At 65.4% G+C, this 14,609-nt stretch carries 10 protein-coding genes and 1 riboswitch; of the genes, 4 read left to right on the forward strand and 6 right to left on the reverse strand.

The genetic code is table 11. The annotated features are described in order from the left end of the window. Positions 1-179 precede the first annotated feature (179 nt). On the reverse strand, positions 180-1,385 hold the full coding sequence (gene ftsY / locus ACZ2GY_RS09820; protein ID WP_277357237.1) for a signal recognition particle-docking protein FtsY: 1,206 nt from the start codon (positions 1,383-1,385) through the stop codon (positions 180-182). Between the two features lie 66 nt (positions 1,386-1,451). Here ftsY and ACZ2GY_RS09825 point away from each other — a divergent pair, with 66 nt between their 5' ends. Next, positions 1,452-2,714 (forward strand): MFS transporter, encoded by a 1,263-nt coding sequence (locus tag ACZ2GY_RS09825; RefSeq protein WP_404800683.1) that lies wholly within the window; start codon positions 1,452-1,454, stop codon positions 2,712-2,714. Here ACZ2GY_RS09825 and smc read toward each other — a convergent pair. After that, entirely contained in the window at positions 2,689-6,261 is a 3,573-nt protein-coding gene (gene smc / locus ACZ2GY_RS09830; RefSeq protein ID WP_471671774.1) for a chromosome segregation protein SMC, read from the reverse strand. The genes ACZ2GY_RS09825 and smc overlap by 26 nt on opposite strands. Before the next feature lie 281 nt (positions 6,262-6,542). Between smc and ACZ2GY_RS09835 the strand changes: the two genes are divergently transcribed. The 3 genes from ACZ2GY_RS09835 to ACZ2GY_RS09845 are packed head-to-tail and all read left to right on the forward strand — an operon-like array spanning position 6,543 to position 11,139. Next, positions 6,543-7,565: a 3-oxoacyl-ACP synthase III gene (locus tag ACZ2GY_RS09835; RefSeq protein ID WP_277359099.1), complete on the forward strand. Its 1,023-nt coding sequence runs from the start codon at positions 6,543-6,545 to the stop codon at positions 7,563-7,565. Beyond that, the gene (locus tag ACZ2GY_RS09840; protein WP_471671775.1) at positions 7,559-10,153 is read left to right on the forward strand and encodes an alpha/beta fold hydrolase; all 2,595 of its coding nucleotides are present in this window, start codon (positions 7,559-7,561) and stop codon (positions 10,151-10,153) included. The genes ACZ2GY_RS09835 and ACZ2GY_RS09840 overlap by 7 nt, the downstream gene beginning before the upstream one ends. Next, the gene (locus ACZ2GY_RS09845) at positions 10,150-11,139 is read left to right on the forward strand and encodes an NAD-dependent epimerase/dehydratase family protein (RefSeq protein WP_346028192.1); all 990 of its coding nucleotides are present in this window, start codon (positions 10,150-10,152) and stop codon (positions 11,137-11,139) included. Before ACZ2GY_RS09840 ends, ACZ2GY_RS09845 begins: the two co-directional genes overlap by 4 nt. 132 nt (positions 11,140-11,271) lie before the next feature. Here the strand turns inward: ACZ2GY_RS09845 and ACZ2GY_RS09850 are convergent, their stop codons facing one another. From ACZ2GY_RS09850 to rnc, 4 genes are all read right to left on the reverse strand, one after another. Then, on the reverse strand, positions 11,272-12,177 hold the full coding sequence (locus ACZ2GY_RS09850; protein WP_471671776.1) for a LysM peptidoglycan-binding domain-containing protein: 906 nt from the start codon (positions 12,175-12,177) through the stop codon (positions 11,272-11,274). Positions 12,178-12,181: 4 nt separating this feature from the next. Further along, positions 12,182-12,361: riboswitch (cyclic di-AMP (ydaO/yuaA leader) on the reverse strand. Positions 12,362-12,472: 111 nt separating this feature from the next. After that, entirely contained in the window at positions 12,473-12,754 is a 282-nt protein-coding gene (locus ACZ2GY_RS09855; RefSeq protein WP_056548287.1) for a hypothetical protein, read from the reverse strand. 84 nt (positions 12,755-12,838) lie between these two features. Next, entirely contained in the window at positions 12,839-13,849 is a 1,011-nt protein-coding gene (gene mutM / locus ACZ2GY_RS09860) for a bifunctional DNA-formamidopyrimidine glycosylase/DNA-(apurinic or apyrimidinic site) lyase (RefSeq protein WP_471671777.1), read from the reverse strand. 15 nt (positions 13,850-13,864) lie between these two features. Then, entirely contained in the window at positions 13,865-14,596 is a 732-nt protein-coding gene (rnc, locus tag ACZ2GY_RS09865; RefSeq protein WP_056548283.1) for a ribonuclease III, read from the reverse strand. Between the last annotated feature and the right edge of the window lie 13 nt (positions 14,597-14,609).

The following is a 14,609-nucleotide window of genomic DNA, read 5'->3' on the forward strand; positions in this document are numbered from 1 at the left end:
CCTCTCGCGAGTGGCGGGCACTTCCCGCTGCAGAGAAGTCTTGCAACGACGTGTTTCAGCACGTTGGGAACTGTGTTGCCGGGAGGTTACGCCGGACGCACTGACGTAAAGAGTGCGTGTCCCCGGTGTTTCCGCCGTGTTTCGCGGGTGGAGCGGAACCTTGAACCGCCGTCCTTGGGTCAGTTCAGGAGCGCGTCGACAAATTCCTCGGCTTCGAACGGCGCGAGGTCATCAGCGCCCTCACCCAGACCGATCAGCTTGACCGGTACCCCCAGCGAGCGCTGGATTGCGACGACGATGCCGCCCTTGGCGGTACCGTCCAGTTTGGTCAGGACGATTCCCGTGATGTTGACAACCTCTGAGAACACCTTGGCCTGGTTCAGACCGTTCTGACCGGTAGTGGCGTCAAGAACGAGCAGCACCTCGTCGACGGTGCCCTGCTTCTCAATGACGCGCTTGACTTTGCCGAGTTCGTCCATCAAGCCAACCTTGTTCTGCAGGCGGCCGGCGGTATCGATCATGACGACGTCGACCTCACCTTCGATTCCAGCCTTGACCGCCTCAAAGGCCACGGAGGCAGGATCTGCGCCGTCGACATCTGATTTCACCGTGGGCACCCCGACCCGCTGTCCCCAGGTGGCCAGCTGCTCCGCAGCGGCTGCGCGGAAGGTGTCTGCTGCACCGAGCAGCACGTCCTTGTCCTCTGCCACGAGCACACGGGCGAGCTTGCCGACCGTGGTGGTCTTTCCCACGCCGTTCACTCCGACAACCATCACAATGGCGGGGCGGTCAGCGTGGCGGTCGGTGGCAAGCGACCGGTCCATCGTGGGGTCAACGAGCTTGATCAGCTCCTCCCGGAGCATCCCCTTGACCTCCTCCGGACTGCGGCTGCCCGCAATTTTCACGCGTTCGCGAAGAGCATCGACAAGTTCGGTGGTCGGTTCAGTTCCGAGGTCCGCCAGGAGCAGCGTTTCCTCGATCTCGTCCCAGACGTCCTCATCGATGCGGTCGCGGGACAACAGCGCCAGAAGTCCCTTACCGAGCGCATTGTTGGACTTCGCCAGTCTGGCGCGCAGTCTGGCCAGGCGGCCCTGCACAGGATCTGGAGTCTCGACCGGTACGGTCTCGACGCCGGTGGGGGTGTCCTCAAGATCCCTGAGGTCATCAGGCACGACGACGTCCGGCCCGGTATCGAGGCCGGAGGGCCTCTCCAGAGTGTCGGTTCCGACGCCGCGTGCGGCGGTACCGCCGTCGTCATCCGGGTCCCGCGTGGTGGAGTAGGTACCCGGCGGGGTGCGGCGGGAACGCACCAACAGGGCTGCAAGCGAACCCAGAACAGCCAGGGCGACGACTATGTAAATAACTATCGGGAGGATCTCGTTCACGCTTCCAAGCTTCTCACACGGCCGCCCGGCAGTTGGGGCGCGCAGAAACTGGGAGAATCATGAATCGTGGTTGCTTTCAGAAACTTTCCCCGGCGCACGAAACCCGGCTCCGCCGCTGAAGAACGCCCGCGCCTGCCGCGCGAGATCAAGGTACTCATCGCCGCGGCCTTCGTCATCGCGATCGGCTTCGGGCTCGTTGCGCCGGTGCTCCCGCAGTTCGCCCAGAGCTTCGGCGTGGAGGCGACAGCGGCTGCCGTGATCGTCAGCGCCTTCGCGTTCACCCGGCTTGTCTTTGCGCCCGCCGGCGGCAAGTTGGTCGAACGCCTCGGTGAGCGTCCGGTGTATGTGGCCGGCCTGCTGATTGTCGCGCTGTCGACGGCGGCATGCGCGTTCGCAGCTGACTACGGGCAGTTGCTGGTCTTCCGCGGCCTTGGCGGCATCGGCTCGACCATGTTCACAATCTCGGCGATGGGTCTCATTGTCCGTATTGCGCCGGCTGGGATGCGGGGACGGGTGACGGGCGCCTATGCCTCGGCGTTTCTCCTCGGAAGCATTGCCGGCCCGTTCCTGGGCGGATTGCTGGCCGGGTTCGGCCTGAGGGTTCCGTTTCTTGTGTATGCGGGCGCGCTGCTGATTGCGGCCGCCGTCGTCTTCTTCCAGCTCAAGGACTCCACGCTGGGCACCCGCACGGCAGCTGCCGCCCAGCCGGCCCTCACCGTGCGAAAAGCCGTCCGGGATTCGGCGTACCGGGCCGCGCTCGTGTCCGGCTTCGCAAACGGTTGGGCGTCCTTCGGCGTGCGCATGGCGCTCGTGCCGCTGTTCGCAGCGGCAGTGCTCGGAGCAGGCCCGGAGGTGGCCGGAATCGCCCTCGCCTTCTTCGCCGGCGGGACTGCACTCGCTCTGACAGTCTCCGGCAGGCTGGCCGATTCACTCGGCCGGAAACCGCTCGTACTCACCGGATTGGCCGTCAACGGCGCCGCGATGGCATGCCTTGGCCTCACCACGGATGTGACGACATTCCTCGCCGTCTCAGTGGTCGCGGGCATCGGCGCAGGCATCCTCAACCCGGCACAGCAGGCGGCTGTCGCCGACGTCATCGGCAACGACAGGAGCGGCGGCAAGGTGCTGGCCGCCTTCCAGATGAGCACCGATACCGGAGCCATCTTCGGGCCGATCCTGGCCGGGCTGCTCGTCGATGCCTTCTCCTACGGCTGGGCCTTCGGGCTCACCGGCGTGACGGCCCTGGCCGCTTTCCTGATGTGGACGGCGGCACGCGAGACGCTGGTCGATACGGACCTGTCCGTCAGGCGTCCACCAGCCGCTGGCTGATCACCGTAGACACGCCATCGCCGCGCATCGTCACGCCGTAGAGCGCGTCCGCCACCTCCATGGTGCGTTTCTGGTGGGTGATGACGATGAGCTGGCTTGACTCCCGCAGTTCCTCGAAGATGGTGATGAGCCGGCCAAGGTTGGTGTCATCGAGTGCCGCCTCCACCTCGTCCATCACATAGAACGGGGAGGGGCGGGCCTTGAAGATCGCCACCAGGAGTGCGACGGCGGTGAGTGACCTTTCGCCGCCGGACAGCAGTGAGAGCCTCTTGATCTTCTTGCCCGCCGGCCTCGCCTCGACCTCGATGCCAGTGGTCAGCATGTCCTCCGGATCGGTCAGGACCAACCGGCCCTCGCCGCCTGGGAACAAACGACCGAACACGCGCTCGAACTGCTCCGCAGTGTCCCGGTAGGCGGCGGTGAACACCTGTTCCACGCGCTCGTCGACCTCGCGGATGATGTCCAGCAAGTCCTTACGGGTGGCTTTGAGGTCCTCCAGCTGGGTGCTGAGGAACTGGTGACGCTCCTCGAGCGCCGCAAACTCCTCCAGCGCCAGCGGATTCACCTTGCCGAGCGCCGAAAGATCCCGCTCGGCCCGCTTGAGGCGCTTCTCCTGCTCTCCGCGGACATACGGCACGCCCTCACGGATGGCATTGCCGTCGTCGTCCACGGCCACGTGCAGCTCCGCCCACTTGTCCGCCGGCTGCGCGGCGGCCGGAACGGGTTGGTCCGGTCCGAATTCGGCGACCAGGTGATCCGCAGTGAGCCCCAGCTCATCGATAGCCCGGTTCTGAAGTGCCTCGATCCTCAGCCGCTGCTGGGCGCGGGCCAATTCATCCCGGTGCACGGAATCGGTCAACTCCGCCAGCTCTTCCATCAGCGACTCGTTGCGAGCGCGGACTCCGGCGAGCTCGGCCTCCCACGCGGACCGTACCTCGTCAGCAGCGTTCCGGGCGCGGCCGGCACGGTTGACTGAGACGTCGAGGAAGGCCAGGGCCTGGTGCACGGCCTTTCCTACGGCGGCTGCCTTGCCGCTCTGGAGCCTGCGGATCCTGGCCCGCTCCGCTGCCTGTTCCCGTGCTGCCCGCTCCGTCTGCGCCGCACGCTCCAGAGACGCTGCCCGGCTTGCGGTTGCCCTCAGCTGCTCCTCAGCGCTCCGCAGCGCAAGACGTGCCTCCATTTCCGCCTGACGCGCGTGTGTCGCGGCCAGAGCGAGCATGTCCCGGCTCTGGGTGTCAGGCTCAGCGTCCGCCGGAGCGTCCTGTGCGTGCGCGAGCCGTTGAGCGATTTCCTCAAGGCGGCCCTGCTCCGCGGCAAGGTTTTCCTCGGCCGCTTCCGCCAGGCGTGTCAGCCGCTCGGTTTCCCCTGAGGCGGAGCGCAGGACTGATCCCAGCTGGCCCAGCTTCTCTGCGACGGCAGCGAGCCGTGCATCCGACTCATGCAGCCTCTCCAGCGCCGCGTCTGCCCGTTCCTGAGCCTCCTGCCGCTGTGCGGTGGCTGCAGAAATCCCGAAGCGGGCGCGCTCGTTCCGTTCGGTAGCGATACGAAGGGCTTCAGTTGCCTCATCGACAGCTGCCTGCATTTCCAGGGTGCCGGGCGCCGCGGCAGTGCCTCCCCGCACTGAGACCGCCGTATAGACGTCACCCTCACGTGTCACTGCGGTCAGCGAAGGATGCCGCTGCACCAGATCCGCGGCGTCCGCAAGCGACTCAACGACGACGACGGCAGACAGCAGGGCGCGCACGGCCGCTTCCACGCCGCCGCGGCTGGTGACGAGCGAAGCGGCGGCGCGGGCGCCGTCGGGCAGCGCTTCAACGCCTGTCTCCTGACCGGCCGGGACCGCGACGAGAAGCTCGACCCGGCCGGCGTCGTCGTCCTTCATACGTTGAAGGGCAGCACCGGCGGCACCGAGCGATTCAACTGCGACTCCCTCGGACAACGAGCCCAGCGCGGCCGCTATGGCGGCCTCGTAGCCCGGCTCCACCGTCAGCAGCCCGGCAACCGGCCCGAGCACCCCGTCCATCCCGGCCGCCAACAGGGTCCTTGACCCGTCTTTGCGCTCCAGGCCGAGACGCAGGGCTTCGACTCGTGCCTGGAGCGCGCCGCGTTCCCGCTCGGCCGACCGCTCCTGCGCCTTGAGGTCTTCCAGCCTCTCCAGCACAGCGTCAAGGGCGGCGCCGGCTTCCTCATAATCGGCGTCCAGGCCCTCTTCGCCTTCCTCCGCACCGGCAACCTGCGATTCGAGCGCAGTGAACTCGCTCTGCGCACGACGACGACGTTCGGCCACCTCGACGACGGACTCGCGGAGCCTGCCCAGTTCTGCCTCCGCCGCTTCGACCCGGGACCGCGCTGCGCCCACCTGACCGGACAGCTTAGCGAGCCCTTCGCGCCGGTCCGAAGCTGCGCGCAGCAGGGACGCGAGGCGCTGCTCCTCGGCGGCGGCCGCGTCTTCCGCCTCGGCGCGCTGCTCGAGCGCGTCCTCAAGCATGTCGGAAAGCTCGGCAACGCGTTCGTGCAGCTCAGTCTCTTCGGCACGGACAACCGCGGCCTGCCGGTCCAACTCAGCGGGGTCACGCCCACCCTCCCCTGCGATGTCCACAGACCCCAGCAGACGACGGCGCTCCTCGGCGAGGGCGCCGAGGGACCTGAAGCGTTCGCGGGCGGATGAGAGTCGGTACCAGGTGTCACGTGCTGCATTCAGCCGCGGGGTAGCCTCCGCGGCAAGGCCTTCAAGTTCCGCCTGCCGGGACCGCCCGGCCTCAAGGAGCGACTCGACCTCGGCACGCCGTTGCTTCAGTGCAGTCTCGTCAGCAATCTCCTGCTCGAAAGACGAGGTGAGCTGCACCAGGTCGTCGGCGAGCAGCCGCGCACGCGCATCGCGGGCCTCGAACTGCACCTGTTGGGCACGGCGGGCGACATCCGCCTGCTTGCCGAGCGGGGTCAGCTGCCGTCGCAGCTCGCCGGTGAGGTCGGTGAGCCGGGTGAGGTTGGCCTGCATGGCCTCGAGCTTGCGGACCGTCTTTTCCTTGCGCCGGCGGTGCTTCAGTATTCCGGCGGCTTCCTCGATGAACCCCCGCCGGTCTTCAGGGGTTGCGTGCAGCACACGATCCAGCTGGCCCTGCCCGACGATGACGTGCATCTCCCTCCCGAGCCCGGAATCGGAGAGCAGCTCCTGGATGTCGAGGAGCCGGCAATTATTTCCGTTGATTGCGTACTCGGAGCCGCCCGCCCGGAAAAGGGTGCGGGATATTGTCACCTCTGAATACTCGATCGGCAGCGCTCCGTCGGCATTGTCAATGGTCAACGACACCTGGGCGCGGCCCAGCGGCGGCCTGCCGGAGGTGCCCGCGAAGATGACGTCTTCCATTTTTCCGCCGCGCAGCGTCTTCGCGCCCTGCTCGCCCATCACCCAGGCGAGGGCGTCCACAACGTTCGATTTGCCGGATCCGTTGGGACCGACGACGGCGGTGACTCCAGGTTCAAAGTCGAAGGTCGTCGCAGAGGCAAAAGACTTGAAGCCTCGAACGGTCAGACTTTTCAGGTGCACGGGTCTCGGGTCTCCAAAAAGGGATTGTTACCCATAATCTACTGCGTTCACAGCCGGTTTCACGGCATTTACCCACGCAGCTCCACCCGGGTATCTCCGGTGTCAACGTGCCGTTATCTGCCGGAGGAACTAGGCTTTCCTCAGGAACGTTAGTAACCGAAGTATGCTTATCATTTTCAGATTGGCATCCACTGCCGGCAAAGCGCTATCGGTTCCGGTGCAGCGAACAGCGGACCAGCGGACCACCCGCACAGGGAATAGACGGACACGAGGCAGGAAATTTGACCGGTAATTTCAACTTCCGACATCACAACACCGCGCTCCTCGGCGTGGAAAGTGTTGAGGCACCGGTCATCGTCACGTCTGCGGAATTCGATCGCATCCTCTCTCCGGCCCTGAAACGGCTCCGGCTGTCCAAAGGGCTTTTGCAGCGCGTGGCGGGAATCACCGAGCGGCGCTGGTGGGCACCCGGAACGGGATTCGAAGACGGCGCCATCGAAGCGGGCGCCAAGGCCCTCGCATCAACAGGTATCGCGGCTTCCCAGATCGGGCTGCTGATCAACACCTCGGTCTCCCGCACCAATCTCGAACCATCCGTTGCGGTGAAGATCCACAACGGTCTGGGGCTGCCGTCCTCCGCCATGAATTTTGATGTCGCCAACGCGTGTCTGGGTTTCGTCAATGGGATGACCCTGGCGGCAAACATGATCGAAGCCGGCCAGATCCAGTACGCCATGGTGGTCAATGGTGAAGACGCCCAGGCCACCCAGGAAGCCACCCTTCGGCGGCTGAATGAGCCAACGGCCACGCGTGAGAGTTTCATGCAGGAGTTTGCAACGCTGACCTTAGGTTCCGGCGCAGCCGCCGCCATTCTGGGCCCGGCGGATCTCCACCCGGGCTCCCACCGCGTCCTCGGCGGAGTGGCGCGTGCCGGTACTGAGCATCACGAATTGTGCGTCGGAGGTATCGACGGCATGTATACGGACGCACAGGGGCTGCTCGACGGCGGCCTGGAGCTGGTGGTTGACGCCTGGACCGAAGCCCAACAGGACTGGAACTGGTCGGACATGGACCGCTATGTCACCCACCAGGTGAGTACCACCCATACCAAGGCAATCATCGAAGCCGTCGATCTCGATCCAGCCCGGGTCCCCCAGACCTTCCCTCTCTGGGGCAACGTCGGGCCGGCGTCACTGCCCATGACGCTCGCCGCGGAAGCCCAGCGGCTTACTACCGGCGACCGCGTGCTGTGCATGGGTGTGGGCTCCGGCCTCAACACCGCGATGCTGGAGATTGAGTGGTAGAACTTCCCGGCGTCGACCCGTCGTGGTCGGCCTACCTCGACGTGCCGTCCACAGCCGACGTTGATCCGGCTGGAACCATCAACCGGTGGCACTACCTGGACAACCTGGCCTCCGTAACCGGTGATCTCCGCGGCACGCTGCTCTGTGTCCACGGCAATCCCACCTGGTCCTACCTCTGGCGCAGCTTGCTGGCCGCGGGTGCCGAGCACGGTTGGCGGGTCATCGCCGTTGACCAGCTCGAGATGGGCTATTCCGAACGGACCGGACGCGCCCGGCGTCTCGCCGACCGCGTACGCGACCTCGAGGATTTCGTCTCCGCGGTCGGGCTCAGCGGACCTCTAGTGACAGTCGGACATGACTGGGGCGGCGTCGTCAGCCTTGGCTTCGCCGACCGCAATCGCGCGAACCTCACCGCCGTCGTCCTGACCAATACGGCAATCCACCAGAACCCGGGCTCCCCCATTCCCGCGCCGCTGCGCCTCGCTCTCAGCGGCGCCGTGCACCGGGTGGGAACGTCGACAACAACCGCTTTCCTCGATACAACGCTTGCGCTGGCCCGCCCGCGTCTCACCCGGGATGTACGGGCGGCTTACCGCCTGCCTTACCGGACAGCCGCCCGACGCCGAGGCATCGAACAGTTCGTCGCTGACATTCCCGTTGGTCCCGGGCACCCAAGCCACGCGGAGTTGAGCCGGATTGCCGACTCCATCCGTACACTCGACGTGCCCGTGTTTCTGCTGTGGGGCCCGGCAGATCCGATCTTTTCGGACACCTATCTGGATGACCTGGCGGAACGCCTTCCGCAGGCTGACATACACCGCTTCGAGGGCGCAAGCCATTTGGTCGCTGAAGACCGGGACATCGCCTCGCCAATCTTTGATTGGCTTGACCACCGCACCGAGAACGACGACGACGGCCGTCCCGCCCGTCCCTCCGCAGCGTTCACCCCGCTCTGGCAGCAGATCCACGAGCGGAGCAGCGGTCCGACCGCTGACATGCTGGCGGTGGCAGATATGGGAAGCTACGGTGCGGTGGCCGACTCGCTGTCGTGGAAGGAACTGGAGGACAGGGTCAGCCGCCTCGCCGCCGGCCTCAGCCGGATCGGAGTCACGGCGGGAAGCAGGGTCAGCCTGATGGTTCCCCCGGGCATTGAGCTGACCACGTTGATTTATGCCTGCCTGAGATTGGGCGCTGTGATCGTGGTCGCGGACGCCGGGCTGGGGGTCAAGGGGCTCAGCCGCGCCGTTCGCGGCACTGTGCCGGACTTCCTCATCGGCATTGAACGCGCGCTCGTCGCCGGCAGGCTGTTCGGGTGGCCGGGCACCCGCGTCAGCGTCGGAGCAGCGCCACGGGCGCGACTCCTCGGTGTGCGTCACCGCCTCGAAGACCTCCTCGCTGGGCACCCGAGCTATGCGGGCGATGATCCCGCCCCCGATTCCGACGCGGCGATCCTGTTCACCTCCGGATCGACAGGACCGGCGAAAGGTGTTGTATACACACACCGCCAGCTGTCGGCGATGCGGGACACTCTCTCTGCAACTCTCAACCTTGCGCCGGGCAGCGCTCTCGTTGCTGGTTTTGCGCCCTTCGCCCTGCTTGGCCCCGCACTGGGAGCGGCTTCGGTTACACCCGATATGGACGTCACCGCTCCGCGAACGCTGACTGCACGGGCGCTGGCCGATGCCGCCGCGGCCATCGACGCCACCATGGTTTTCGCTTCCCCCGCTGCCCTGCGCAACGTCCTGGCCACAGCCTCGGGCATTGTCCCCGGCCGCAAGGATGCCTTGCAACGCGTCAGGGTGCTGCTTTCTGCGGGAGCCCCTATCCCCGTGAACCTCCTGGAGCAATTGCAGCCATTGGTACCCGGTGCCGCACTGCACACGCCCTACGGCATGACGGAAGCGCTGCCCGTCACTGACATACAGCTCGAGGACATTCGCGAGGCCCTGGACAGTTCGGTAGCAGGAGCCGGGAACGGCGTCTGTGTTGGACGAGCGGTACCGGGTGCGGAGGTCAGCATCAGCGCGCTTGACCCCACGGGCACTGCCACCGGTGTGCCCTCGGATTTGCCAGGCGTTACGGGCGAGATCCTCGTGCGTGCTCCGCACGTCAAAGACCGCTATTACCGGTTATGGATCACGGAACAGGCATCATCACGCACCGCGGGCTGGCACCGCACCGGCGACGTCGGGCATCTCGACGCGGACGGACGGCTCTGGGTGGAGGGCCGGCTTGCACACGTCATCACGTCCGCAGACGGCGTTCTGACACCCGTGGGCCCCGAGCAGTCGATCGAACAGTTGAAGGAGGTTCGCCAGGCGGCCGTGGTCGGTGTCGGTCCAACGGGCACACAGGCCGTTGTCGCCGTCGTCGTTCCTGTGGAAGCTGCCGATCAGGCGGGCCTGGCTCCTCGCCCTTTGTCGGATATGGTCCGGGACGTTGTCCGGCCGGGCGGAGTCCGTCTCGCTGCAGTCCTCACGCTGTCCGCCCTTCCGACCGATATCCGGCATAACGCAAAAATCGACCGTACAGCAGTAGCTGCGTGGGCCGGCGACGCGCTCCAGGGGCGTGGGAGGAAGAGGCCGTGAAGGTCCTCGTCACCGGTGCCAGCGGGATGCTGGGCGGCGCGGTGGCGTCCCTGCTCCTGCGCAACGGCCGCGATGTCAGGACCTTCCAGCGGCGTCCCTCCGGTGTGCCGGGCGCGGAGGACCTAGCAGGTGACCTCGCTGACGGTTCCGCCCTTGCGAACGCTGTCGCGGGGGTCGACGCCGTCATTCACCTCGCGGCAAAGGTGTCTGTCACCGGCAATCCGGATGCTTTCTACCGCACCAATGTGCTCGGCACAGCTGGGCTCCTGGCTGCGGCCCGGTCCGCGGGCGTTCAGCACTTCGTGCACGTTTCCTCGCCGTCAGTGGCCCACACCGGAGCGTCGCTGGTTGGCGCGGTTGCCGGGCCGGCTCAGCCGGAGCTCGCCCGCGGATCCTATGCGCGCACCAAGGCGCAGGCGGAGATCCTTGCTCTCGAGGCGAACGACGGCCAGATGCCGGTCGCGGTTCTGCGCCCCCATATTGTCTGGGGACCCGGTGACACCCAGCTGGTAGAGCGGGTACTCAGCCGGGCCCGCGCGGGCAGGCTGCCACTGCTTGCCGGTGGAACCGCGCTCGTTGACACAACCTACGTGGACAATGCGGCGTCGGCCATCGCTGCCGCCCTTGACCGGATGGAGTACATCTCCGGATCCCCGCTGGTCATCACGAACGGTGAACCGCGCCCGATCGGTGAGCTCCTCACCCGCATTTGCTCCGCCGGCGGCGTCCGGGAACCCCGGAGATCGATCCCAGGCTGGGCAGGCAGAGCGGCCGGCAGCGTCGTCGAAAGTATCTGGCGCGCTTCCAAGGCCGACAGCGAGCCTCCCATGACCCGCTTCCTCGCGGAGCAGTTGTCAACGGCCCATTGGTTCGACCAGCGGCACACCAGGTCCCTGCTTGGCTGGACTCCGGAGGTGAGCCTGGACGAGGGTTTTGCACGCCTCGCCGCGCACTATGGCGATTCAGCGTCGCGCATCAGGCACTGATGTTCAGATAACTGACGGTTTGCGATCGGACCCTCAGCCTGGTCAGCCTGTTCCCTGTCGCGTTGGTTCATTAAATGCCGCTGGGAAGGACCTTTACAGGTCCTCCCCAGCGACGAGAGACTAAGGCGAAGATTAGACGCGCACGAAGTAGGCGCCCGGCAGATCGCTCAGCGGGTGCTGCATGGTGAGGTTTGCACCATTCATTCCGCTGCTGATGACCTGGCCGTTGCCAGCGTAGACGGCTACGTGTCCGCCCGTGATGACAATGTCGCCCGGTGCAGGTGTGCTAACCGGGGTACCGTAGCCAGCGAACTGTGCCGGTCCGAGATCGCCCGTACCAAGGGCCTTTTCGAGGAGCACGGTGCAATCCTGGATAGCACCGGCTGCGAGCTGGGCCCGAGCCGACGCGAGGATGCCTGCGCCGCTGGCGCTGCCCGAGTTGTCTGCAACCTGGATGTTGCTGGAGGCAAGGCTGATGATGGTGCTGGTCTCGACCGGTGCCGGAGCAACAGCAGCTGCCTGTACCTGCACTGCAGGCGCGGCTGCCGGAGCTGCTACCTGAATCTGCTGTACCGGAGCTGCGGCAGGAGCCGGAGCGGCAGCAGCGCTACCGGAGAGGCTGATGACCTGACCCGGGTAAATGATCGAATCCCAGCCGAGGCCGTTAGCAGCGAACACGGCGTCCAGGCTGACGCCATAGTTCGCTGCGATCGAGCCGAGAGTGTCCCCGGACTGCACAGTGTGGGTAGGAGCATTGACGGCCGGAGCCGGCGCCACGGGAGCCGGAGCAACCGGAGCTGCCGGGGCCACAGGAGCGGCTGCAGCCTGGACGTTGGCCTCAACTGACGGTGCTGGGGTGTAAGTGGTGGTGCCCGCGCTTGCTGGCAGGGCCGCTCCGAACATGATTCCGGAAGCTGCTACAACAACGGCTGCTGGGCGGCCAACGGTGCCGGCGTGTGAGCTCACTGCCTTGGAAACGACCTGCATGGTGCTGGGCGGGGTTGCACGGTGGCGTGCGATATGACGGTTTTTGGACACGGAAATAGCCTCTCCCAATGCCGGCGGAGTTAGCTGTCGGATTCGGATGGGAGCCAGCCGGACTACCGGTCTTGGACCGGTGAGTCTTCACCCCTAGGACTTCTGAAGAAGCCCGCTATCTGGTTCCCCCGCTCCTGCCGCAGTGTGTAGCGAACGGACCTTCCGACGGCGGCAGGATTAGGCAATCCACCAGAAGGAAGCCGGGCTTTTGAGCCCGGCGTGTCCATAACGTTACATTCTTTCGGACTGGATGTCACATTTCAATCACGAGAAACGCCGGTTCAGCCGCGCCGGATTAGATTTTGTACTCGTCCTGCGCGCTTTTGGGGCCGTCCTGATCGCCATTGCGGTGCATGGCTGACTGCGCCTTTTTCAGGGCCTGCTCTGCCTGCGCCTGAACCTCCGGAGCCTTCGTTTTTACCGTCTCCGATGCCTGGGAAACCTTGTCCTGGACCTTCGGGTTGTTCCAGAGCTCGTTGGCCTTCACTTTGATCTGCTCATAGCTTGCACGACCGGCCCGGGCGCCCAGAACGTAGCCTGCTGCCATACCTGCTGCAAAAACCAACTTGTTCTTCATCGCGATACTCCTGACGTGTCGGGTACTGAGATACTGAGATATCGAATCTAGTCAGCTTACTTACTTTTGTCACGTCGGAGCCGCTCACCAGCGTCCGTTACGCGGCCGTGGCTGGCACCTGGGGCACGTGTATGAGGACCGGTTCATGAAGGTGTCGCGCCGGATCAGGGAATCCAAACCATTCTCGAAGCATCGCCGACAGGGCTCCCGCTCCCGCCCGTAGGCGTTCAGCGCGCGCTCAAAGTATCCGGACGCGCCGTTCACGTTTACGTAAAGCGAATCGAAGCTGGTGCCGCCTGCCTCGAGCGCCCGGATCATGACGTCCCTACACGACTCGACCAGTCGCGAGGCTTCTGCACGCCGAAGGGTGTCAGTGGGGCGGGCGTAGTGCAGCTTCGCTGCCCACAATGATTCGTCGGCATAGATGTTTCCGATTCCCGAGACGAGCGTCTGGTCGAGCAAGGCGCGCTTGAGCCCCGTGCGGCGGGAATGCAGCTTGCGGTAGAAATCCTCGAAGGAGAATGCAGGGTCCAGCGGGTCACGTGCGATGTGCGTCGCTTCAACCGGCACCAGGGGAACGAGGTCCTCCCCCAGTCCGCCGGGAAGACCATCAGCTGTTGCCACCATGCTCGTGACAAAAAGCCCGCCGAAGATCCGCTGGTCCACGAAACGAAGCTCCTCCGGCACCGGCTGAGGCCCAGCAGCCGGAGACAGCCGAAGGCGAACCTTCAGGTGCTTCTCGTCCGGCTGGGTGCGGTCCTCGACCAGCAACTGGCCGCTCATTCCAAGATGAGCCATGAGCGCAACTGGCGGCCTGCCGTCCGGGAGTTCCTTTGAGGACGCCAGGTCCGGTGACGGCGCAGGCCGGGAGCCGCCGTCGTCATCGGTGAGGGTAAGGGGCAGCCAGAGGAACTTGCCCCGACGCACGGCATCGCTGACGCGGGCTCCGATGAGGTTTCCAATGAAATCCTCGATGCCGAGGGCATGGCGGCGGATTGAACGGGGGTCCAGGACGTCGACCGCCTCGATGCGGCGCCCGCGAACCCAGCGCGCGAGACCCCTGCGCACTACCTCCACCTCGGGAAGCTCAGGCATAACGAGGTGCAAAGATCACGTGGAGTGGCGGAGCTGTGCGTCCGCGTGTGCGAGAGGCAGTTGGTTTACCTCAGGCTGAAGGAGCTTCCACGAGGCAGAGGCAGCCTCTTGCTCGGCCTCCTTCTTGGAGCGCCCGGAACCTGAGCCGTAGGTCGCTCCGCCGATCACCAGGACGGCCTCGAACCGGCGGTCATGGTCAGGCCCGAAACCCGTCACCTTGTAGTCGATAACCCCCATGCGCTGTGCCGCGGCGATTTCCTGGATGCTGGTCTTCCAGTCCGTTCCGGCGCCAAGGGCTGCGGCGTCCCGGAGCACCGGACCGATGATGCGCATGACGAGGCACCGTGCGGTCTCCATGCCGTTGCTGAGATAGGTGGCGCCGATGATGGCTTCCATGGTGTCAGCAAGAATTGAGGATTTGTCCCAGCCATTGGTGAGCTTCTCTCCCTGTCCCAGGAGGATGTGCTGCCCGAGATCGAGGCCGCGGGCAATCTTCGCGAGGGCGCGGGTACTCACCACCGCCGAACGCCTCTTGGCGAGTTCACCCTCTGAAAGATCAGGATTGTCCCTGTAGAGAGCGTCCGTGACCGAAAGCCCGAGGACGGAGTCGCCGAGGAATTCGAGGCGTTCGTTGGTAGGGATTCCGCCCTGTTCATACGCATAGGACCGATGTGTCAGGGCAAGACGAAGCGTCTCGGCGTCAATAGTGACACCGAGACGCTTCAAAAGATCTTCTGAACTCTCCACGCGGCGACGCTTT

This window comes from Arthrobacter sp. KKT183 (assembly GCF_055657625.1).